The following is a 20489-nucleotide window of genomic DNA, read 5'->3' as shown; positions in this document are numbered from 1 at the left end:
TGACCGGCGGCACCGGCTTTCGCACGCCCAAATCGTTACGTTATCGCAATAATATCGGCGGGATCTCCGCCCCGCCCCGGAGTCAAAACAGTTTTGGCTCGTTTTTGCAAAAAAGAACCGCTCCCCATGTCGGCAAACCGTTCCCCGCTGTCATCGCCCACCCGATCGTTTCAACCGAATAGCACCAGTGTCTCGATCGCCAGCAACGGGACCAGAACCAGCGCCGCCGCGGCGAAATATCCGAAAAATCCGGGCATCCGCACGCCCCGCCGCGCGGCAATCGCCCGGATCATCAGATTTGGGGCATTGCCCAGATAGGTCAGCGCGCCGAAAAATACCGAACCTGCTGAAATCGCCGTCAACAGCCGGGCCGGCGGCGCGATCAGAGTGGCGGCGTCGCCCCCCGCCGCCTGAAAGAACATCAGATAGGTCGGCGCGCTGTCGAGAAATGCCGAGCAGATCCCGGCAAGCCAGAACCACAGCGCCGGCGCCGGGGCGAGCGCCGCGCTGTGCAGCGCATCGAGTACCGGCGGAATCGTGGCGAAAATCGCAAAAAACAGCACCCCGATCTCCCGCATCGGCGGCCAGGCGAAGCGGTTGCGCGCGCGGATTCCCGCCGCCGTGCCACGCGCCGACACCACCGTCACGATCACCGCCAGAACAGTGAGCATGATCTGCGCCGCCGGCAGCCGTGCCGCGCCGATCGCGAGCATCGGCCCCTGCGCCAGACCGGACACGGTGATGGCCGCGATGAAACCGGCCAGCAAACCGATGTTCAACCCGCCCCTGATCCGGAGCCGCTGGGTCGGCCGCACGGGTTCCACCGCCGCAAACCGCCGATCGAGCGCGTAGGTCGCCGCCAGTACCGGCGCCGCGATAATCAGCAGCGGCAACAGCAGGTGAAAACTCGGCCACAGGAACGGCACGCCGCGCAAAAACCCGATCAACAATGGCGGATCGCCCAGCGGGCTGAGCGCACCGCCCGCATTGGCGACCAGAATCATGAAAGCCAGCACCAGATGCCGCCGTTCGCGCCGCGCCCCATTGGCGGCGAGCAGCGGGTGGATCAGCAGCAGCGAGGCCCCGATCGTCCCGATCACGCCGGCCAGAACCGTGCCGATCGCCAGAAGAAGCGCATTGCCCCCCGGCCGCCCCCATGGCCCGCCGGCGATCAGCACCCCGCCGCCCAGCGTATAAAGCGCCATCAGTATCGCCATGAACGGCAGAAAATCCGCGACCGTCGCAACCCACAGCCCCGACACCGCCGCCCCCGGTCCCAGCCGCAGCGCGGTCAAACCAACCCCAAGCCCGACCCAGGACAACGTGATCCCCGCCATCCGCCGATGCCACAGCCGCGGCGTCAACCCCGGCAGAACGGCAAAACTGAGCAAAATCCCGGCGAACGGCAGCAGGGCAACGGCGCGATCGAGGACGATTTGCGTGGCGGCGAGGGTCAAACTAAAGAGGCCGTTGATACGATCGACAAGTGTAGGAGCAAAATCCTGATGGACATGTCCGGCGAACGGCTGATCGCAGCGCCTCGTGAAACCGTATGGCGGGCGTTGAACGATCCGGCCGTGCTCAAATCATGCATTCCGGGCTGTGAAACCATCGACAAACTCTCCGACACTGAAATGACCGCGACGGTCAAAGCCAAGATCGGCCCAATCTCCGCGAGCTTCAACGGCCGCGTCACCTTGGCCGATCTCGATCCGCCGAACTCATACACGATTTCCGGTGAAGGGCAGGGTGGCGTTGCCGGCTTTGCCAAGGGCGGCGCCAAAGTCCAGTTGTCCGACGCGCCAGGTGGCACCGCGCTGCATTATGAGGTCACCGCGCAGATCGGCGGCAAAATGGCGCAACTCGGCGCACGCCTGATCGATTCGGTTGCCAAATCCTACACCGAAACCTTTTTCACCACATTTTCCGAGCTGGTCGCCCCCGCGGCGGTACCGGTACCACACCCCCCCCACGAGGATAAAATGGACGATCACGCGCACGACCACGCTCCGGCGGCCCATGGCTACGACCCCAGCAACCCCGTCATCGCCGGCCTGCCGATCGGCATCTGGATTCCGCTGATCATCGCGATCGTTGTGGTTGCCATCGTCATCGCCAAGTTCATCGGATGACCCCATCGCCACTGCCCGCATCGGTCGCCGAAACCGCCGCCCTGCTCGCCCGTGGCGACTACATCGCCGATCGGGCGCTGGCGACCAGCGTGCATCTGGCGCTGACCATGCAGCGCCCGCTGTTCCTCGAGGGCGAACCCGGCACCGGCAAGACCGAAATCGCCAAAGTGCTCGCCGCCCAGCTCGGCCGCCGCCTGGTCCGCCTGCAATGCTACGAGGGGCTCGATCTCGCCGCCGCCGCCTATGAATGGGACCATGCGCGCCAGCTGATGGAAATCCGCCTCGCCGAAACCGCCGGCACCTCCCGTACGGCGTTGCGCCAGAGCCTCTACGCGCCTGAATTCCTGCTGCGCCGTCCGCTGCTCGCCGCGATCGACCCTGATCTGCCCCCCGCCGTCCTGCTGATCGATGAGCTTGATCGCGCCGATGAACCGTTCGAGGCCTTCCTGCTCGAGGTGCTCGGCGATTTCCAGATCACCATTCCCGAACTCGGCACCATCGCGGCCACCACCAAACCGGTCGTCGTGATCACCTCGAACCGCACCCGCGAAGTGCATGACGCGATCCGCCGCCGCTGCCTCTACCAATGGGTCGACTACCCCGATGCCGCGCGCGAACGCGCCATCCTCGCCGCCCGCGCCCCCGGCGTGCCCGCTCTCCTGTCGGCTCAGGTCGTCGCCTTCGTCCAGCGCATCCGCACCACCGACATCTTCAAACTCCCCGGCGTCGCCGAAACGATCGACTGGGCCTCGGCGCTGGCAGCACTCGACGAGATCGAACTCGCCCCCGGCGCGGTGAACGACACGTTGGGCGCGCTGCTGAAATACCAGGACGACATCGCCAAAATCCGCGGCGAGGTCGCCGCCCGCCTGACCGAGGAGGCGGTGCGCGCCGCATGAGCGCTGCCGCCCCGGCCGGCGCCCTGGCAGCCAACGTGATGCATTTCGCCCGGCTGCTGCGCCGGGCCGGCCTGCCGGTCGGGCCGGGCGAGGTGATCGCCGCCGCCCAGGCCCTCACCCTGATCGACATCACCGACCGCAGGGTGATGCACGCCGCCCTCCGCGCCGTCATGCTGCGCCGCCACGAGCACGCGGCGATGTTCGATCAAGCCTTCGCCGTGTTCTGGCGCAACCCCGAAGCCGCGACGTTCGAAGCCCTGCTGGCACAGATGGAAGGCCGCTCGCCCGGTCAGGAGCGTGCCTCGCCCGGTGCGCGCCGCCTTGCCGAAGCCATGGCAGCCGCCAAATCGCGCGACCGCCCACCCGACCCCGATCAACCCCAGCAGATCGATGCGATCCTGACCGCCTCGGCCCAGGAGCGGCTCGAAACCCTCGATTTCGAAGCGATGAGCGCCGCCGAAATCGCCGAGGCCAAGGCCGCGATCGGCCGGCTGACCCTGCCGCTCGATGAGCGCCGCACCCGCCGTTGCCGCGCCGCCGCCCGTGGCAGCCGGGTCGATCTGAAACGCACCATGCGCGAGGCGCTGCGCCATTCGGGCGACATTCTCGACCTTGCCCGCCGTGTCCCGATCACCAAACCGCCGCCCTTGGTGGTGCTTTGCGATATTTCCGGCTCGATGGCGCGCTATGCGCAGATCCTGCTGCATTTTCTGCACGCCGTCGCCAACGATCGCGACCGCGTCACCGTATTCCTGTTCGGCACCCGCCTGACCAATATCACCCGCCAACTCGAACGGCGCGATCCCGAAATCGCCTTCGCCCAGGTGGCCGGCATCGTCACCGACTGGTCGGGCGGCACCCGCATCGGCGAGGCTTTGGGTGATTTCAACCGGCTCTGGTCCCGCCGCGTGCTCGCCCAGGGTGCGGTGGTGCTGCTGGTGACCGATGGTCTCGATCGTGATGGCGCTGTCGGTCTTGCCGAAAACATGGCGCGCCTGCATCGCTCGGCGCGCCGCGTCATCTGGCTGAACCCGCTGTTGCGCTATGATGGTTTCGCGCCAAAATCACAGGGCGCCCGGGCGATGCTCCCGTTTGTGGACGAGTTCCGCCCGGTGCATAATCTGGCAAGCCTGCGGGGCCTGGTCACCGCGCTGTCGAGCGCGGCACCACCCCGGCTGCAGGCGGCAAGTTTGTGGAAGGGACGCGCATGAGCGGACAAAACGAAGATATTCTCACCCTCGCCGCCGACTGGCTGGCCGCGGGCGAGACGGTTGCGGTCGCGACCGTCACCAGCACCTGGGGCAGTTCGCCCCGCCGCGCCGGCAGCCGCATGGCGGTAACCGGTTCGGGCCGCATCGCGGGCTCGGTGTCGGGCGGTTGCATCGAAGGAGCGGTGGCCGAAGCCGCGCAGCGCAGCATCGAAACCGGCACGCCGCAACTGCTCGAATTCGGCGTCACCGATGAACGCGCCTGGGAGGTCGGCCTCGCCTGCGGCGGCAAGGTCTCGGTGTTTGTGGAAAAGCTGACGTGAGGCGCGATCATATCGTTGCCCTGCAAAGCGCCGCCGCCCAGCGCCGCCCGGTCGCCTTCGCAACCCGTCTGCCCGATGGCGCGGCGTTCATCCTGCCCGATCGCAACGCGCCCGACCGTCTCGCCGCCGAAGCCGCGGCCATGCTGGCGGGCGACAGAACCGGTGTCGTCACGATCGGCGCCGAGACCTGGTTCATCGAATCGCGCAACCCGGCACCGCGCGCGATCATAATTGGCGCTGTCCACATCGCCCAGAGCCTCGCGCCGCTGGCGGCCACGATGGGGTTCGACGTCGTCGTGGTCGATCCCCGCCGGGCTTTCGCCTCGGCCGACCGTTTCCCTGACGTTGCCACCAATACCAGCTGGCCGGATGAAGCGCTCGACGCGCTCAAACCCGACAGCCGCACCGCGATCATCACGCTGACCCACGACCCCAAGCTCGATGATCCGGCCCTCGGGCGTGCGCTGGCGTCCGATGCCTTCTACATCGGCGCGCTCGGCTCGAAGAAAACCCACGCCGCAAGGCTCGACCGGCTGCGCGATGCCGGCATCACCGATGCGGCGCTGGCACGGATCTGTGCGCCGGTCGGGCTCGATATCGGTGCGGTCACCGCCCCGGAAATCGCCCTGTCGATCATTGCGCAAATGGTCGCCGCACGGCGCGGCAAACCGGCGCGTCCGTGATTTTCGGCGCGGCCCCGCTGCGTGACGATCTGGCCGGGGCCATTCTCGCCCATGGTCTGAAAGCCGGAGACCGGTTGATCGCCAAGGGCGCCGTGCTCGATGCCGGCACGATCGGTGCCCTGCGCGCGGCCGGTTATCAACGCATCGTCGTCGCGCGCCTCGCCCCCGATGATGTGCCGGAAGCCGCGGCGGCCGCACGTCTCGGCGCGTGTCTGGCTGGACCGGGGCTGCGCGTTGCCGAACCGGTGCATGGCAGGGTCAATGTCTTCGCCGATGCGGCCGGCCTGCTTCGCCTCGATCGGGACGCGATCATCGCGCTGAACGCCCTCGACGAAGCGATCACGCTGGGGACCCTGGCCGATGGCGTGCCGGTTGCCGCCGGCGACATGCTGGCGACCCTCAAGATCATTCCCTTCGCTGTTGCGGCCACCGTACTCGACGCGGCCGCTGCTTGTCTCGGTCGCGCTCCGGCGATCACGCTTGCACCGTTTCGTCCGCTGATCGTGGGGCTGGTCCTGTCACGCCTGCCGCATCTCAAGGATGCCGCGATCCGCAATACGATCGAGGCGACGCGGCGCCGCGTTAGCGCACGCGGCGGGCGCCTGCTCGATCCGGTCGAAACCCCGCACGCGGTTGCGCCGATCGCCGCGGCAATCGGCCGGATGGGCGCGGCAGGGGCGGATCTCGTTCTGATCGCCGGCGCCTCGGCGGTGACCGACCGGGCGGATGTCGCGCCGGCCGCCATCATTGCGGCGGGCGGGGCGATCGAGCGTTTCGGCATGCCGGTCGATCCCGGCAATCTGCTCTGTTTCGGACGGGTCGGCACAATGCCGGCGATCGTGCTGCCGGGCTGCGCGCGCAGCCCGAAGCTGAACGGTATCGATTTCGTGCTGGACCGCGTGTTTGCCGGGGCGCCGATCGATCATCGAACCATCGCTGGCATGGGGATCGGCGGGCTGCTCAAGGAATTCGCGCCACGCCCGGCGCCGCGCGTGCCGCGTGGCACGGCAAAATCGCCGCCCCGCATCGCTGCCGTGGTGCTCGCGGCCGGACGATCGTCGCGCGCCGCGCCGGTCAACAAATTGCTGGCTCCCCTGCCGGATGGTCGCGCGCTGGTGGCCATGACGGTCGATCACGCGCTTGCCTCGCGCGCCGATGAGGTGATCGTGATCACCGGCCATCAGGCGGATCTGGTGCAGGCGGCGCTGGCCGGGCGGGCGGTGCGCTTCGTCGAGGTGGCGCGGTTCGGTGACGGCATGGCCGAAAGCCTCAAAGCCGGCATCGCGGCTTTGCCCGAGGATGTCGTGGCGGCGTTGATCTGCCTTGGCGATATGCCGCTGGTCGATGCGGCGGCGCTCGATCGGCTGATCGCCGCTTACGATCCCGATGAGGGCCGGGCGATCATCGTGCCGACCCATCGCGGCCGGCGGGGCAACCCGGTGCTGTGGGACCGGCGGTTCTTCGCGGCGATTGCTGCACTCGAGGGTGATGCCGGCGCGCGGCATATCCTCGGCCGGAATATCGAACTCATCGCCGAGGTGCCGATGGAGGACGATGCCGTGCTGCGCGACTTCGACACCAAGGATGCGCTGGCGGCGCTGAAGGATGGCTCATGAAACGCCGCCTGGTAGTAACCCGAACGATGCCGCCAACCGTCACCGCGCGGGTGGCCGCGGCCTATGATGCCCGGTTCCTGGACATGGTGGGCGGTTTCGATGCCGAAATTTTCCTGGCCGCGCTCGATGGGGCCGATGCGGTTCTGGTGACGCCGGCGGATCGGATCGACGCCGCGCTGATTGCTCTGATGCCAGTCAGCTTGAAAGTGATCGGCACGTTCTCGGTCGGCACCGATCACATTGATCTGGACGCCGCCCGGGCCAGCCTCCTCGCGGTGGTGAATACACCGGATGTGTTGTCGTTCGCGACGGCGGAAATCGCGCTGACCCTGATGCTGATGGCCGCCCGCCGGGCCGGCGAGGGGGAGCGCCTGGTGCGCGCGCTTGCGTGGCGGGGCTGGACGCCGGATTTCATGTTGGGATCGAGCCTCGAAGGCCGCACCCTCGGCATCCTCGGCATGGGGCGGATCGGCCGGGCATTGGCGCGGATGGTCGATGGCCTGTCGATGCGGGTGATCTATCACAACCGGACTCCGCTGCCGGCGGATCAGGCGCATGGCGCCGCCTATTATGCCGGGGAGGATGAATTTCTGGCCGCGTGCGATGTGCTGTCGATCCATTTGCCGGGCGGTGCCGCGACGCGTCACTGGTTGAACGCTGATCGCATCGCCCGGCTGAGACCAGGTGCGATCGTGGTGAACACCGGACGCGGCTCGACCATTGATGACGAGGCATTGATCGCGGCTTTGCGATCCGGTCGGGTCGCGGCGGCGGGTCTGGATGTATTCGCGGCAGAACCGGCGGTGCCAGCTGGTTATCTTGATATGGAGACGGTCGTGCTGCTGCCGCATCTCGGGAGCGCCACGCATGAGACGCGGGCTGCGATGGGCATGCTGGCGCTGGACGGGATCGACGCGGTGCTGGACGGTGACCATCCGGCCAATCAACTCGTCTGACTATTTCGGGCGCAGATCGCGGATCCGGCGGGCTTTGCCAATCGAGCGCTCGATGCTGCCGGGCGGCGCGATGGCCACGGTGGAGCTCACGCCGATCCGCGCCTTGATGTGGTGTTCCAGCTCGCGCGCGCGCGGATGAAGGCCGGTCCCATCCCAATAATCGGGTCGGGCTTCGGCATGGATGGTCATTTCGTCGAGGCGGGCCGGGCGCGTCAGTTCGATGATAAAATGGCCGGTGCCCCAATCGGTGGCGAGGATCAATGCCTCGATCTGGGTCGGAAACAGATTTACCCCTCGCAGGATAATCATGTCGTCGGTCCGGCCGGTGACTTTTTCCATCCGGCGCATGCCCGGCCGGGCCGTGCCGGGGAGGAGCCGGGTCAGGTCGCGCGTGCGGTAACGAATGATCGGCATGGCCTGGCGCGACAAGCCGGTCAGCACCAGTTCGCCGCGCTCGCCATCGGGTAGAACCTTGCCCGTGAGCGGATCGATGATTTCGGGATAAAAATGATCCTCCCAGATGTGCAAACCATCCTTGGTCTCGACGCATTCCTGCGCGACGCCGGGTCCCATCAGTTCGGACAATCCGTAGATGTCGGTCGCTTCGATGCCGAAGGCGGATTCAAGCTCGGTGCGCATGGCATTGCTCCAGGGCTCGGCGCCAAAGATGCCGAATTTGAGAGCAGTGTCGCGCGGGTCGCGGCCCTGGCGGCGGAACTCGTCGAGGATGGCGAGACCATAGCTGGGCGTGACCATCAGAATGTCAGGTGCGAAATCGATGATCAGCTGTGCCTGCCGCTCGGTCATGCCGCCCGAGACCGGCACGACGGTGCAGCCGAGACGTTCGACCCCGGCATGGGCGCCGAGGCCACCGGTGAACAGACCGTAACCGTAGGCGACATGCACCATCATACCCGGTCGGCCACCGGCCGCCCGGATCGATCGCGCCATCAGCTGGGCCCAGATGTCGAGATCATCGGCGGTGTAGCCGATCACGATCGGTTTGCCAGTGGTGCCTGACGACGCGTGCAGACGGCGGATTTGTGCACGGGGTACCGCGAACAAGCCGAACGGGTAGGTGCGTCGAAGATCGTCCTTGATGGTGAACGGGAAGCGTTCGATATCATCGAGATGCGTGAAATCGTCCGGATGAACCTCCGCTGCGGCGAAGGCGCGCCGATAGTGTTCGACATGATCGTAGGCGTGGCGCAGCGCCGTTCCGAGCCGTTGGGTTTGCAGCGCCATGATGGCATCACGCGAGATGGTTTCCGCCGAATCGAGACCAACATTCACAGCGTGACGTCCGCAAGACGCATGTCGATCTCCCACCGGATGGTGCAGCACGCATGATCAATGATGCCGCTGGATGGTTTATGCCTGCAGATTGGATGAGATGTAAATCGAGCGGTCTGGGCCGATCAGCCGGGCGTTGGTTTGGGGATTGCGGCGGCGGCAGGCAGATTTTTCAAGCGGTCCATTTGTGCAACCGTTGCTTGTGCTTCGACGGCGGGCATGTCGGTGAGGAGGATTCGTTGCGCCGATGATGGATGTCCTGCCAAGGCGAGCGCTGTGGCGTAATCGGCACGGACCCGGGGGTTGGTCGCGGCGCTGCGCGCGATCGGACCAAGGATGGTTTCGCCTTCACCAGGTTGTCCCGCGAGCGCAAGGGTCAGGCCAAGATTAACGCGGGCCGATTGCATTGAGGGCGTGATGGCGAGCGCCGAGCGAAACGCGCGCGCGGCACCGGTGAATTCACTCTGGTCGGCGAGAGCGATTCCCAGATCATTGAAGGCCGCCGCATTCTTCGGGGCATCGCTGGTGGCGCGGGTGAAATCGATGGTGGCGGCGCGCGGATCGTTCGGCAACGCGCATCGACCGAGCCCGAGTTCGGCATCGACGGCGTGAGGCGAAATGTGTAGCGCCTTCTGGTAATCCGCGCTTGCAGCGGCACAGTTTTTCAAAACGAAATACGCATCTCCGCGGATGATCAATGCCTCGGCATCGTCGGGGTTGGATTTCAGCACCGCGTTGGCGACGGTCAACGCCATCTGGGGGTTGCCGCCTGCGAGGGCCGATTGCGCGACGTTCAATGTCTGATTGCCGATGGTGGTTTCGCCCATGGTCGGTGCCTGATTGGCGCATGCGGCCAGGGATCCGGCCACGAGAATCGATGCCAGGCCCGGGACGCGCCGGGACAATCGGAACCAATCGGATAGTGGGGTTGCGGATAACTGATGGCGCAGATGGCGGTATCGATCGTTGGGGATTTTCGTCGGGATACCGTGCCGAAGCCGGTTGATCGCATAGGTCGATCGTGACCGGATAAATTTCATCATTGCATGGCTCCTCCCGAAGTACCGCTGCTGCCGGATGTACTGGCACCACCCATTCCGCCTGAGCCGCTCGTTGCGGCGCCACTGCTGCCGCCTGATGATGAAGCGGATGTTGTGGATGCGGCACCGGCCGTGCCGCTGGACGGCGCGGCACCATCCATTACTGATCCGATGGCGGTTTCAGCGATCGTGCCGGTCAGTACGGGGTGGCTGGAGCCGCTGTAGAGGTCATGGGGATTGACCAGCTCGACGGCGATATTGTGCATCGGAGCATCATTTTCATGCCAGGTCCCCTGGCGTTGAAACGGTTCGAACTGGCTGCATCCCGCCAATGCGAAACCAATGGCGGCAAGACTTGTCATGAACGCGAGGGACCTGAAGGACATGATGTTCACTGGAGAATAAAGCCGGATTGTCCAGGCAGGGTTGTCTGCTGGGCGACCGAGCCGTTGGTGCGGAAAAGAAAAATGCGTTGAAGCTGGTTCGGAGTCGTCCAGCCGGTGTCGGGCGATTCGAGTTTGGCGGCCTGATCGACCGGGTTGACCAGATAGGGTGTCACGAGGATGACCAGCTCCTCCTCCTGCTTGTTGTAGCTGTCGTTGCGGAAGGCACTTCCCAGAACGGGGATCTGGCCAAGTCCTGGCAATGCATTGTCGGTCTGGTTGCTCGAATTGCTCAACAGGCCGGCGATCGCGAGGGTCTGGCCGCTGCCGATGACAACGGTGGTGGAGGCCGATTGGGTGGAGAGTGACGGCACCACGATCGACTCGCCGGCGACCGATATCTGGAACGCATTTTGGGTGGTCGGTGAGCTGACGGTTGGTTCGACATGCAGGATGATGCTGCCGTTGTTCAGCACCACCGGTTTGAATTTGAGTTGAACGCCATAGTTCTGGTAGGCGACCGTCACCTGCCCGTTCTGACCTGGCACCGGCACGGGAAACGAGCCACCATCGATGAAGCTGGCGGATTGGCCTGAAAGAGCGGTCAGCGTTGGTTCTGCGAGAATATGGGCAAGATTGTCGGTATTGAGGGCATCGAGCACACCATCGATCGGGACTGTCGTGGAGGGGAAGTTCAGATTGAACGACCCGCCGACGGGTGATGCGGCGGTTGAGGCGCCTAGCAGGCTGCCCAGCGTTGAGAAGCCGAACAGGAATTTGCCGATCGCCACGCCACCGGCGGCACTTTGCCAATTGATGCCGAGTTGCTGGGTCACGCTGCGCGACATTTGTGCGATCCGCACTTTGAGGGCGACCTGCTGCGGCTGGGCGACTTCGGTTTCATTGATCACCGTCTGTCCGGTGCCAGCGGCGAGCTGGGCCTGCTTCATCAGCAGATAATCCTGAGCCGCCGTGGGCACAGTGCCCCGCACCACCAAACCGTTGGCCTCGCTTGAGACGGACACGGGAGCGTTCGGCGCGATTTGTGCCGCCTCGGCTCTGACGCGCACCGCCGGATAGCGATTTGGCGACACGATCACGTGATAGAGTGCGATTTCCCGCCCCCCCTGATCGGTCGCGGTCAAGGTCGTGAAACCCGGCGCCTTGCCGAACACAAACAGCTTGCGGGCGCTGGCGGGCCGCACCGCGATGATATTTGGATCCGCAACGAACACATTGGCCGCGGAGCCGGCGAGGGTGATCAACCGACCGTCGCCCTGTTCGACCACCAAACGCCCGCCAGCTGCCGGGTGGTGTGGTTGATGCGTCACGCCTTGCAGCGGTTGCGGCGGCGTTTGTGCTTGGGCGCAGTCAAAACATGCAGGGACGATCCCCATCGAGGTGGTGGCCACGGCAAAAATGAGATATCGCAGGGCAGCGTGGGGAAGGCTCGATGCCGTTAGCCGCCCTGGATCGATCATGATTGTTGGAAATCGTGTTTTCAGCGCCACCGCATTTTGCCCTTATCGATTTTCTGGATTGATTTCGAGGAAATCAGTCGCGGGCACAGTGTTAATGCGGGATTCTTAATTTAGTCTTACGATCCGGAGAAAAATTTGATGTCGGACAGGTACGAAGCCGGTTCCTGCTCGCGACACCCCCTTGCCGTTTGCGCCACCTATGGCATGAATATCGCCGAGGGCATCGTCCACCCTCATAATAAAAGGGAGATAGACAGTGTCTAATAAAAAACATGCACTATTGATCGCCGGCGCGGCTTCCTTGGTGATGAGCACCGCCGTCGCGCAGGCCGCCAAACCGATCGTGGTCGGGATCACCACAGAACTTGGCACCATTCCGGGCAAGGCGATCGCCAACGGCGCCACGCTCGCGGCCGAACAGATCAACGCGAGCGGCGGCATCGACGGAAGGCAGATCAAGCTCATCATCGAGGACGATCATCTTTCCACCACCGATGCGATCAGGTCGTTCCAGCGCATGGTCAAGCAGGATCATGCGGTTGCGGTGGTCGGTACCTTCGTGAGCGAGGTGGCGCTGGCGCTGGAACCCTGGGCGGCGCGGCTGCATGAGCCTTATTTGATCACTGGCGCCGCGGCCAATGAGCTTTCTGAATATGTCCATGCCGATTACAAGGCTCGGCAGTATATTTTTCATGCCTATCTGCCGGCGGCCGATCTGGCGCAGGCGGTGTGCGATGCATCGAAGGATACGCTGGTCGATCAGTTCCACATGACCACGGCCGTGGTGATGAGCGAGGACGCCGCCTGGACCAAGCCGCTCGATGCCGGCTACGACAAATGCCTGCCGAAGATCGGCCTGAAGGTTCTGGATAATATTAGGTTTGCGCCCAACACATCCGATTTCACGCCGATTTATCAGAAAATCGAAAGCCTTCACCCTGATGTGATCATCGCCGGTTGGGCGCATGTCGGTGTGCAGCCAACCGTGCAATGGGCGGAGCAGAAGGTGCCGATCGCGCTGGCCGGCATCAATGCGCAGGCGGGATCGTCGGTTTTCTGGAAGGCGACCAACGGCGCGACCGAGGGGGTCATCACGGGCAACACATCAGCACCCGGCGTTGCCATTACAGCGAAAACACTACCGTTCACTGACGCCTATCAGAAAAAATTCGGGATCTCCCCCGCCTATTCGGCCTATTCCACGTTCGATGCGATTTATGCGTTGGCCGATGCGATCAAACGGGCGCACGCGACCACGCCACTTGCCATCGTCGATGCGCTCGACAAGACCGACATGGTCGGCACCCAGGGCCAGATTGCTTTTGAAGGACCGCACGACAAATTCACCCACGCCTTGAAATATGGCCCTAAATACGTCACCGGGGTCGCGGTGCAGTGGCAGAAGGGTGAACAGAAATGCATCTGGCCGCTCAATCTCGCCAATGCCAAGCCGGTGTTCCCAAGTTTCGTGAAGCTACCTGCCAAATCGTGACATCTCTCGCCCGCGTCCCGACCGGTCGGATCGGTCGGGACGTGGTTTGCTGCGGCTTACGGTTTGATCGGGGGCGGAACACTTGCTTGCATTGCAAATACTGATCGATGGATTTGCGATCAGCACGCTCTATGCTTTGGGTGCCCTTGGATTTACCTTGATCTTCGGGGTTTCCGGTGTCCTCAACCTTGCGCATGGCGGCTTGTTGGTGATTGCTGCCATGATCGCCTGGTACGTCGGCACATCGCTCGGTTACGGCGCCTATTGGGGCGCGCTCGCCGGATTGCTCGCCTGCGTCGCGGCGGCGATGCTGACCTATGGCGGGGTCGTGCGCTCGATCGAGCGATCCCGCGCGATTCCGCCGCGAGAGCGCGAGTTGTTCGTCTTGACGGCGACGCTGCTCTGGGGCGTCATGATCGAGGAGGCGCTGGCCTATGCCTTTACCAACAGCCCCGTCACCGTCAAACCGCTGATCGCCGGCACAATCGATATTCTCGGGGTTCGCACGCCGACGAACGAATTGCTGATCGCGGTGATTGCCTGGATCGTCATGGTGGCGTTGTGGCTGCTGGTCAATCGGACCAAAATGGGCAAGCGCCTGATCGCGGCTTCGATCAATCCGCGCGCGCTCACGCTGCTCGGCTTTGAATTGGGAACGATCTATCTGATCGTCTGGCTCATTTATGGTGTGCTCGCCGGCATTGCCGGGGTGTTGCTGGGCAGTTTTCTCGGCACCGGTTCGGATTATATCCCCGGTCTGACCGCGAGCGCCTTCACCATCGTGGTGTTGGGCGGTCTCGGTTCCGTCTCGGGAACGTTGATCGCGGCCTATATCGTCGGTTACATCGAAACCCTCACGGCTTATCTGGTGTCGCCCTCGCTCCGCGATGTGCCGGCGCTGGTTCTGTTGATCGTGGTATTATACGTGCGCCCGCAAGGGCTGTTGGGACGGCGTTAGATGCGCGGTAGCTCGATCCGGCGTGGCGCGCCTCTTTTGATTCTTTTGCTTGTCCTCGCGTTGCTGCCTTTCGGGGCCAATGGCTATATTCTGGGCGTTCTGACCACGGCGTATTACTTTGCGGTGTTTGCGATGTCGTGGGATTTACTGTTCGGCTATGCTGGCGAGGTCAATTTCGGGCCGACCTTCCTGATCGGCCTGGGTGCCTATGGGGCGGGCATGGCCAATGCGCTGCTGCATGTGCCGGTGCCGTTCGCGATTTTGATCGGCGCGGCGGCGGCGGTGGCCGGCGGTGTCGCCCTGGCGATTCCGGCGCTGCGCCTGAGCGGTCCGTATCTTGGTTTGATCACGCTGGTCGCCGTTCTGTTGCTGCAACAGGCGATCGTGATTTTCGCCGGTGTCACCGGGGGTGAGATCGGCCTTTCGGTACCCGATGTACTCTCGATCGATAGTGGTCCGAACTACGAATACGCGCTCGGCTTCATGATTATCAGCGGGTTGGTGCTCAGGGTCATCGCGCGGTCCTCGCTCGGCATGATCCTGCAAGCGGCTGGACAGGACCGCATCGCTGCTGCGGCGCTCGGCTTCAATGCGACGAAACACAAGGTCCTGGCCTTCGCGATCTCGGCGCTGTTCTCGGGTATCGCCGGGGCGCTGCTGGTGTTTTACCTCGGCACCGCCTCGGTCAGCGCCGTGGTCGATGTCGCGATCGGAGTGCGCGTGATCATCGCCGCCGTGCTCGGCGGACGGCGGAGCATCATCGGTGGCGCGATTGGCGCGATTTTTCTGATCGTTGCAGGGGAGTTACTGCGCCCGATCGGTCAGTTGTCCACCTTCGTCGTTGCCTTGATCGCGCTGGTGGTGATCGTGCTCCTGCCGGATGGATTGCTTGGTCTGCTGCCGTCTCGGCGGGGAGCCTGAACATGACGGAACCTCGTTTGGTCGTCAGTAAATTGCACAAGCGGTTCGGTGGATTGATCGCGGTGAAGGGGCTTGATCTGTCGCTGTATCCCGGTGAGATCCTCGGCCTGATCGGACCGAACGGTTCGGGTAAATCGACCGTGATGCAGATGATCATGGGGATTGTGCCGCCGACCGCCGGACAGATCATGCTCGATGGGCGGAATATCGCGGGCAAGCCGATCTACGAGATCGCGCGCGCGGGCATCGGCATCGTGTTTCAGCACTCGCGGCCGCTTCGTCTGCAGACCGTGCTGGAGAACATTCTGCTCGGCCTGTTGCCCGATCGGATCGATCGTCTGCGACCTCCGGCCGGCGCACTCGACCGCGCACGGGCGATCGGGGCGGAATGTGGCCTCGGCGCGGTGCTTGATCGGATGCCCGGCACGCTCGCGTTCGCCGATTTGCGCCGGATGGAAATGGCCAAGGCGATCGCGCGCGATCCGCAGGTGGTGCTGATCGATGAGCCGTTCGCTGGATTGACGCGCGGCGAGGTCGAGGATTTTTCAGAGTTGATCGGGCGATTTCGGGATCATGGCCGCGCGGTGATGCTGGTCGATCACAATGTCAAAAGCATCGCCTCGCTGGCCGATCGGGTGGTGGCGCTGTATCTTGGTGAAAAAATCGCCGAGGGCAGTCCGGTCCAGGTGATGCGCAACGAGACGGTGCGGCGGGTCTATCTTGGCGGTGGAATCGAGACGCACGAGCGGCCAGAGGCCGAAATTGCGGCTCATAAGGTGTTGCTGCGGGTCGATGCGGTCAGCTTGTTCTACGGCAAGGCGCAAGCGCTCGACGCCGTGTCCCTCACGGTTCACGAGGGCGAATTCGTCTCCATCGTCGGGCTGAACGGGGCCGGCAAGACCTCGCTGTTCAACGCGATTTCCGGTTTGGTGCCGTTCCGCGGCACGATCGCGTGGGATGGTGTCGTCCGTTCCGGCGAGAGCGCCGCATCGATCGCGCGCAGCGGCATCGTGCAATGTCCGGAGACCCGCGAATTGTTCGGTTCCATGAGTGTGGCCGAAAATCTTGAGCTGGCCGGTCAGAAATTCTCCGAGTCCGAGAAGGTCGCGCGCCTTGCCTGGCTGCATGAGTTGTTTCCGATCCTGCAAGCGCGCGGCGAACAGGAGGCGCGGACCCTGTCGGGGGGCGAGCAGCAGATGCTGGCGATCGCGCGATCGCTGATGCTCAAGCCGCGATTACTCATTCTCGATGAGCCCACGCTTGGTTTGGCGCCGGTCATTCTGGGGCAATTATCCGAGGCATTGCGGCGGCTGCGCGAAACCACCGACATCACTGTGCTGCTCGGCGAACAGAACGTCACTTTTGCCCTGCCGCATGCGGATCGGGTCTATGTCCTCGAACATGCGCGCATCGTGTGGCAGGGCAGCCCGGCACGGTTCGCCGCCGAGGCGGGGGAGGGGTATCTGTAGGATGAGTCAGCCATATCCTGTTGCCAAAACAGCACGTCCGTTTGAAAATCCGACGGTCAAAATCCATCATGAGGCAGGAGATATTGATAAAACCATCGAGATCGCCGCAGAGTGAATTGCAATAAACTTGAAACAACCATGTCGTCCGGGAGAACAACCATGAACAGATCCAATTGCCGCAAGATCGAGGCCCCGCGCACCGCGACCTTCGGCGCCGCCACATTGGGTGTCGCACTTGTGCTCGGTGCGCTCACCGGTGCCGCCCGGGCCGGCGGCCCGCTGCCCTATGACGGGCCGACGCCGCCGCCCAATGTCAGCACGGTCCAGCTCTATAACATTTTTTCCTCGGCGAGTTCGTTCTACACGTCCAACGGTGTTGAACTGAACCACACGCATATCCAGACCGATGTGCCGGTGCTTCGTCTGACCCATACGTTCAGCCCGGTCGACGGCATGATCTGGGGTATCCAGGCGATTGAACCCGATGTCGCCTTCCTTGGCGGTCAGGAGGTCGGTGGTGCGTCGCTGTCGCATAACTCGGGCTTTGCCGAGCCGCAGCTTTCGGCTTTCATCTACCCCTATAACAACCCGACGCAGGACGGGTCGCTGGTTCTCGCCTACTTCCTCAGTCCACCGACCGGCGCCTTCAATCAGACCGCGACTTTGAATGCGTCGACCAATAACTGGGTTAATAATTTCGAGGTCGGTTTCACCCATAAACTGTTCGGGACCGCAAAATCCAAGCGGCTCGACATTGAGGTGTGGTGGGATTCCTATTTCTATAGCACCAACAGCAATGCGCTTTATGGCGCCGCCCAAGGCGCGCCGGCCTCGGTTGCGCCGTTCCCGACCACGATTCATACCGAACCTGCCGGGCAGTTGATTGTCTATCTGCCGTATTATTTTCATCCGCAGACCGACGCCTATGTGGGCCTCAGCTTTGAACAGACGTTCGGCGGCAAGCAGTATCTGACGACGCCGGTACTTGGCGCATCCACCACCGATACCGGCAACCGCAATAATTTCACGCAGATTGGCGCCATTGCCGGCTCGTTCCTCTCGCCTACCGTGTTTGCCGAAGCCGAACTCTCAACCGATGTGCGCAGCCGCGGCGGCGCGAAGAATGACGTCGTGTTCCTGGTCCAGATCGGCAAGGTATTCTGAAGCGTCCGTGTGACGAGCCGGCCGGATCAACGACCGGCTCGTCATGCCAGGTTTGGCGGGAGCGTGCGGTTGGGGGCAGAGAGCCGCCGCGCCGGTTGGCGTGAGACCGTTGAGTTACAAAAAAACAGCGGATCACCCGTATATGGGGACCGCTGTTTTTTATGGCTTAGAGCGTTATGCTTTCAGCTTAACGCTCTAGCTCTATATTTTTTCGAGCGATTTCATGCGATTATGTTGCCGCTACCGCGTCAACTTAATCGCATATCGCTCTAGGGATATGGGCCTGGCGATCTTGCGGTTGACGCGCGGGCATCAACCGCAAGCGGTGCCGTGTTATTGCGCCATGCCGGCCGGCAGCGCCGCGCGCAGCATGTCGAGATTCTGTTGCAGTAATGGGATCGTCGCGGCTGCGGTTTGTTTGAATGTCGGATTGATGCCGTTGCGTTCCTCATCCTGGAATACCGCAAGCGCGCTCTCATGACTTGAGATTTCGGAGCGGATGAACGCAACCGTCAGATTAGGCTGCGGATGATAGTTCAATGTCACCAGCTGGGCTTTGAGTTCAAGCGGGAGCGTGTTGGGCAGGGTCACGCCGGTTGCGTCCGCCTGTGCGCGGATTTGCGGCGCGTATTTTGCCGCATCGGCGCAGATCTTGTTCACGACGGTGACGGCCTGCGGTTCCAGCGCATTTTTCTGCACGAAGGCGCAGGCGTCGAGATCGAAATGGACCAGCTGATAGGCGGTGGTGATGAAATTGAGGTCCTGCGGCGCGAGTGTGCTCGATTCGGGGGCCTGGGCCGTGGTGGTGCAACCGGCGAGCGCCAGCAGAGCCGCGACCACACCGTAACGTGCTGATAATCTCATTGAACAATCTCCCTTAGGGCGTGATCCTTATGGGTCCCATTGCAAAACCCTGCCTGCCGTCACCCCATCGACATAGCTTGTTGTTTCATAGTCGCAAATTCTGCGCCATCCGTGAAGCGCAAATATCGGCACCGATACCACACCGCCGCGCAAGTGTGACAAATTTGGCGCTTCGGATTGGGCATCGTGAGCCATCGCGGGATGGGCTGCAAGCCTATCGCGGGGTTGGGGGTGACCGCTGCGTTGGACGATTCGGCCGGTCTCTTCGGCCCGATTGTCGCGCTTGCAGCGGGGATGCTGCGAAACCACCTGAGCGCGTGACGTTTGACAAGGAGATTCGACATGATGCATCGCCCTCTCGGCAATTCCGGTTTGTCGCTGCCCGCGATCATGTTTGGCGGCAATGTGTTCGGCTGGACCGCTGATCAGACGACATCGTTTGCGTTGCTCGATGTCATGGTCGATGCCGGATTGTCCGCGATCGATACGGCCGATGTCTATTCCGCCTGGGTGCCCGGCCACCGGGGCGGCGAGTCTGAGACCATCATCGGTCAGTGGCTGGCGGCGCGCGGCGGGCGGGAGCGGGTTTTAATCGCCACCAAAATCGGCATGGCACCGGGGGCGGACGGCAGAAAGCTCTCCAAGGACAGTATTTTCGCTGGCGTCGAGGGGTCGTTGCGGCGGTTGCGAACCGATGTGATCGATCTTTATCAGGCCCACGCCGATGACGCGGAGACGCCGCTGGAGGAGACGCTCGAGGCGTTTGCCACGCTGATCAGACAGGGCAAGGTGCGGGCGATCGGGGCGTCGAACTACAGTGCGGCGCGGTTGGGATTGGCGCTGCAGACCAGTAAAGCCATGGGATTACCCCGCTATGAATCGCTGCAACCGCATTATAATCTGGTCGAGCGATCCGGGTATGAGGCTGAACTTGAGCCGTTTTGCGTCGAGCACGGCCTTGGGGTGATCAATTATTTCGCGCTCGCGGCGGGATTTCTGACCGGGAAATATCGCAGCGAGAGCGATCTTTCGGTAAGTCCACGAGGGCAGGGCGCGCGGAAATATCTGAACCCTCAGGGCAGACGGGTGCTTGAGGCGCTTGACGATGTCGGGGCGCGCCATCACGCCAGCCCGGCTCAGGTGGCGCTGGCGTGGCTGATTGCGCGACCGAGCATCACCGCGCCGATCGCGAGCGCCACCAATGCGGCGCAGCTTGATGACCTGATCAAGGCGGCGTCACTGACGCTGTCATCGGCCGAGATTGAAACGCTGAATCACGCCAGCGCCTGAACCGGAGACCGCCATGATCAATGTTATTGCCATCACCACGGCCAAGCCGGGCAAGCGGGATGAATTGCTCGCCGCATTCCGGGCGATTCTGCCCCTTGTTCATGCCGAGGCGGGATGTATCGAGTATGGGCCGGCGATTGATACCGACCACGCGATTGCCTCGGACCGGTTCGGTCCGGACAGTTTTGTCGTGATCGAGAAATGGGCGAGCAAGGCGGCGTTATCGGCCCATGCGAACGCGCCGCATATGGTGGCTTACGCCGCTAGAGCGTGGTGCTTTCAGCTTAACGCTCTAGCTCTATGTTTTTTCGAGCGAT

At 63.2% G+C, this 20489-nt stretch carries 21 protein-coding genes; 16 read left to right on the top strand and 5 right to left on the bottom strand.

Translation table 11 applies throughout. The features are described from left to right. On the top strand, positions 1–182 hold a 182-nt coding region (locus ACP5E6_RS10390; RefSeq protein ID WP_427954165.1), incomplete at its 5' end, for a hypothetical protein. Here the strand turns inward: ACP5E6_RS10390 and ACP5E6_RS10385 are convergent. After that, positions 171–1457 (bottom strand): sodium:proton antiporter, encoded by a 1287-nt coding sequence (locus ACP5E6_RS10385; RefSeq protein WP_427954164.1) that lies wholly within the window; start codon positions 1455–1457, stop codon positions 171–173. The two genes, ACP5E6_RS10390 and ACP5E6_RS10385, sit on opposite strands and share 12 nt — an antisense overlap. A 48-nt stretch (positions 1458–1505) precedes the next feature. Between ACP5E6_RS10385 and ACP5E6_RS10380 the strand changes: the two genes are divergently transcribed. The 7 genes from ACP5E6_RS10380 to ACP5E6_RS10350 are packed head-to-tail and all read left to right on the top strand — an operon-like array spanning position 1506 to position 7817. Continuing rightward, positions 1506–2132 carry an SRPBCC family protein gene (locus ACP5E6_RS10380; RefSeq protein ID WP_427954163.1) on the top strand — a complete coding sequence of 209 codons (627 nt, stop codon included), beginning with the start codon at positions 1506–1508 and terminating at the stop codon, positions 2130–2132. Continuing rightward, a complete protein-coding gene (locus ACP5E6_RS10375; protein WP_427954162.1) occupies positions 2129–3031 on the top strand; it encodes an AAA family ATPase in 903 nt (300 codons plus the stop codon). Before ACP5E6_RS10380 ends, ACP5E6_RS10375 begins: the two co-directional genes overlap by 4 nt. Continuing rightward, positions 3028–4242, top strand: a complete 1215-nt coding sequence (locus ACP5E6_RS10370; RefSeq protein WP_427954161.1) for a vWA domain-containing protein — start codon at positions 3028–3030, stop codon at positions 4240–4242. The genes ACP5E6_RS10375 and ACP5E6_RS10370 overlap by 4 nt, the downstream gene beginning before the upstream one ends. Further along, on the top strand, positions 4239–4562 hold the full coding sequence (locus ACP5E6_RS10365; protein ID WP_427954160.1) for an XdhC family protein: 324 nt from the start codon (positions 4239–4241) through the stop codon (positions 4560–4562). The genes ACP5E6_RS10370 and ACP5E6_RS10365 overlap by 4 nt, the downstream gene beginning before the upstream one ends. Continuing rightward, entirely contained in the window at positions 4559–5245 is a 687-nt protein-coding gene (locus ACP5E6_RS10360; RefSeq protein ID WP_427954159.1) for an XdhC family protein, read from the top strand. Before ACP5E6_RS10365 ends, ACP5E6_RS10360 begins: the two co-directional genes overlap by 4 nt. Next, on the top strand, positions 5242–6861 hold the full coding sequence (locus ACP5E6_RS10355) for an NTP transferase domain-containing protein (RefSeq protein WP_427954158.1): 1620 nt from the start codon (positions 5242–5244) through the stop codon (positions 6859–6861). Before ACP5E6_RS10360 ends, ACP5E6_RS10355 begins: the two co-directional genes overlap by 4 nt. Next, positions 6858–7817: a 2-hydroxyacid dehydrogenase gene (locus ACP5E6_RS10350; protein ID WP_427954157.1), complete on the top strand. Its 960-nt coding sequence runs from the start codon at positions 6858–6860 to the stop codon at positions 7815–7817. The genes ACP5E6_RS10355 and ACP5E6_RS10350 overlap by 4 nt, the downstream gene beginning before the upstream one ends. On the opposite strand, the gene paaK is transcribed toward ACP5E6_RS10350, so the two are convergent. After that, complete coding sequence (gene paaK / locus ACP5E6_RS10345; RefSeq protein WP_427954156.1) at positions 7818–9110, bottom strand: phenylacetate--CoA ligase PaaK; 1293 nt, start codon at positions 9108–9110, stop codon at positions 7818–7820. A 125-nt stretch (positions 9111–9235) separates the two neighbouring features. Further along, positions 9236–9937 carry a tetratricopeptide repeat protein gene (locus ACP5E6_RS10340; RefSeq protein WP_427954155.1) on the bottom strand — a complete coding sequence of 234 codons (702 nt, stop codon included), beginning with the start codon at positions 9935–9937 and terminating at the stop codon, positions 9236–9238. Between the two features lie 219 nt (positions 9938–10156). Between ACP5E6_RS10340 and ACP5E6_RS10335 the strand changes: the two genes are divergently transcribed. Beyond that, on the top strand, positions 10157–10375 hold the full coding sequence (locus ACP5E6_RS10335) for a hypothetical protein (RefSeq protein ID WP_427954154.1): 219 nt from the start codon (positions 10157–10159) through the stop codon (positions 10373–10375). Positions 10376–10541: 166 nt separating this feature from the next. Here ACP5E6_RS10335 and ACP5E6_RS10330 read toward each other — a convergent pair whose 3' ends face one another. Continuing rightward, entirely contained in the window at positions 10542–12014 is a 1473-nt protein-coding gene (locus ACP5E6_RS10330; protein WP_427954153.1) for a type II and III secretion system protein family protein, read from the bottom strand. Between the two features lie 256 nt (positions 12015–12270). On the opposite strand from ACP5E6_RS10330, the gene ACP5E6_RS10325 reads away from it, so the two are divergent. The 5 genes from ACP5E6_RS10325 (at position 12271) to ACP5E6_RS10305 (ending at position 18018) form a co-directional block, all read left to right on the top strand. Then, the gene (locus tag ACP5E6_RS10325) at positions 12271–13506 is read left to right on the top strand and encodes an ABC transporter substrate-binding protein (protein ID WP_427954152.1); all 1236 of its coding nucleotides are present in this window, start codon (positions 12271–12273) and stop codon (positions 13504–13506) included. Between the two features lie 91 nt (positions 13507–13597). Beyond that, positions 13598–14464, top strand: coding sequence for a branched-chain amino acid ABC transporter permease (locus tag ACP5E6_RS10320; RefSeq protein WP_427954151.1), 867 nt, complete (start codon positions 13598–13600; stop codon positions 14462–14464). Continuing rightward, entirely contained in the window at positions 14465–15385 is a 921-nt protein-coding gene (locus ACP5E6_RS10315) for a branched-chain amino acid ABC transporter permease (RefSeq protein ID WP_427954150.1), read from the top strand. Between the two features lie 2 nt (positions 15386–15387). Further along, positions 15388–16854, top strand: a complete 1467-nt coding sequence (locus tag ACP5E6_RS10310) for an ATP-binding cassette domain-containing protein (protein ID WP_427954149.1) — start codon at positions 15388–15390, stop codon at positions 16852–16854. A 159-nt stretch (positions 16855–17013) separates the two neighbouring features. After that, positions 17014–18018: a transporter gene (locus ACP5E6_RS10305; protein WP_427954148.1), complete on the top strand. Its 1005-nt coding sequence runs from the start codon at positions 17014–17016 to the stop codon at positions 18016–18018. Positions 18019–18351: 333 nt separating this feature from the next. On the opposite strand, the gene ACP5E6_RS10300 is transcribed toward ACP5E6_RS10305, so the two are convergent. After that, positions 18352–18882 carry a DUF4142 domain-containing protein gene (locus tag ACP5E6_RS10300; protein WP_427954147.1) on the bottom strand — a complete coding sequence of 177 codons (531 nt, stop codon included), beginning with the start codon at positions 18880–18882 and terminating at the stop codon, positions 18352–18354. Between the two features lie 342 nt (positions 18883–19224). On the opposite strand from ACP5E6_RS10300, the gene ACP5E6_RS10295 reads away from it, so the two are divergent. Beyond that, entirely contained in the window at positions 19225–20172 is a 948-nt protein-coding gene (locus tag ACP5E6_RS10295) for an aldo/keto reductase (RefSeq protein ID WP_427954146.1), read from the top strand. 13 nt (positions 20173–20185) lie between these two features. Next, a partial coding sequence (locus ACP5E6_RS10290) for a putative quinol monooxygenase (protein WP_427954145.1) occupies positions 20186–20489 on the top strand: 304 nt, incomplete at its 3' end.

Origin of the sequence: Acidiphilium sp. (genome assembly GCF_049977125.1) — a bacterium.
Classification (GTDB): Bacteria; Pseudomonadota; Alphaproteobacteria; order Acetobacterales; family Acetobacteraceae; genus Acidiphilium.
This window is presented reverse-complemented; position numbering and strand designations above follow the sequence as displayed.

What these genes read in the sequence shown, in the direction of transcription:
- ACP5E6_RS10380 (WP_427954163.1), top strand. Translation starts at nt 1,506, where the DNA reads ATGGACATGTCCGGCGAACGGCTGATCGCAGCGCCTCGTGAAACCGTA.
- ACP5E6_RS10375 (WP_427954162.1), top strand. Translation starts at nt 2,129, where the DNA reads ATGACCCCATCGCCACTGCCCGCATCGGTCGCCGAAACCGCCGCCCTG.
- ACP5E6_RS10370 (WP_427954161.1), top strand. Translation starts at nt 3,028, where the DNA reads ATGAGCGCTGCCGCCCCGGCCGGCGCCCTGGCAGCCAACGTGATGCAT.
- ACP5E6_RS10365 (WP_427954160.1), top strand. Translation starts at nt 4,239, where the DNA reads ATGAGCGGACAAAACGAAGATATTCTCACCCTCGCCGCCGACTGGCTG.
- ACP5E6_RS10350 (WP_427954157.1), top strand. Translation starts at nt 6,858, where the DNA reads ATGAAACGCCGCCTGGTAGTAACCCGAACGATGCCGCCAACCGTCACC.
- ACP5E6_RS10340 (WP_427954155.1), bottom strand. Translation starts at nt 9,937, where the DNA reads ATGGGCGAAACCACCATCGGCAATCAGACATTGAACGTCGCGCAATCG.
- ACP5E6_RS10335 (WP_427954154.1), top strand. Translation starts at nt 10,157, where the DNA reads ATGGCTCCTCCCGAAGTACCGCTGCTGCCGGATGTACTGGCACCACCC.
- ACP5E6_RS10330 (WP_427954153.1), bottom strand. Translation starts at nt 12,014, where the DNA reads ATGATCGATCCAGGGCGGCTAACGGCATCGAGCCTTCCCCACGCTGCC.
- ACP5E6_RS10315 (WP_427954150.1), top strand. Translation starts at nt 14,465, where the DNA reads ATGCGCGGTAGCTCGATCCGGCGTGGCGCGCCTCTTTTGATTCTTTTG.
- ACP5E6_RS10310 (WP_427954149.1), top strand. Translation starts at nt 15,388, where the DNA reads ATGACGGAACCTCGTTTGGTCGTCAGTAAATTGCACAAGCGGTTCGGT.
- ACP5E6_RS10305 (WP_427954148.1), top strand. Translation starts at nt 17,014, where the DNA reads ATGAACAGATCCAATTGCCGCAAGATCGAGGCCCCGCGCACCGCGACC.
- ACP5E6_RS10300 (WP_427954147.1), bottom strand. Translation starts at nt 18,882, where the DNA reads ATGAGATTATCAGCACGTTACGGTGTGGTCGCGGCTCTGCTGGCGCTC.
- ACP5E6_RS10295 (WP_427954146.1), top strand. Translation starts at nt 19,225, where the DNA reads ATGATGCATCGCCCTCTCGGCAATTCCGGTTTGTCGCTGCCCGCGATC.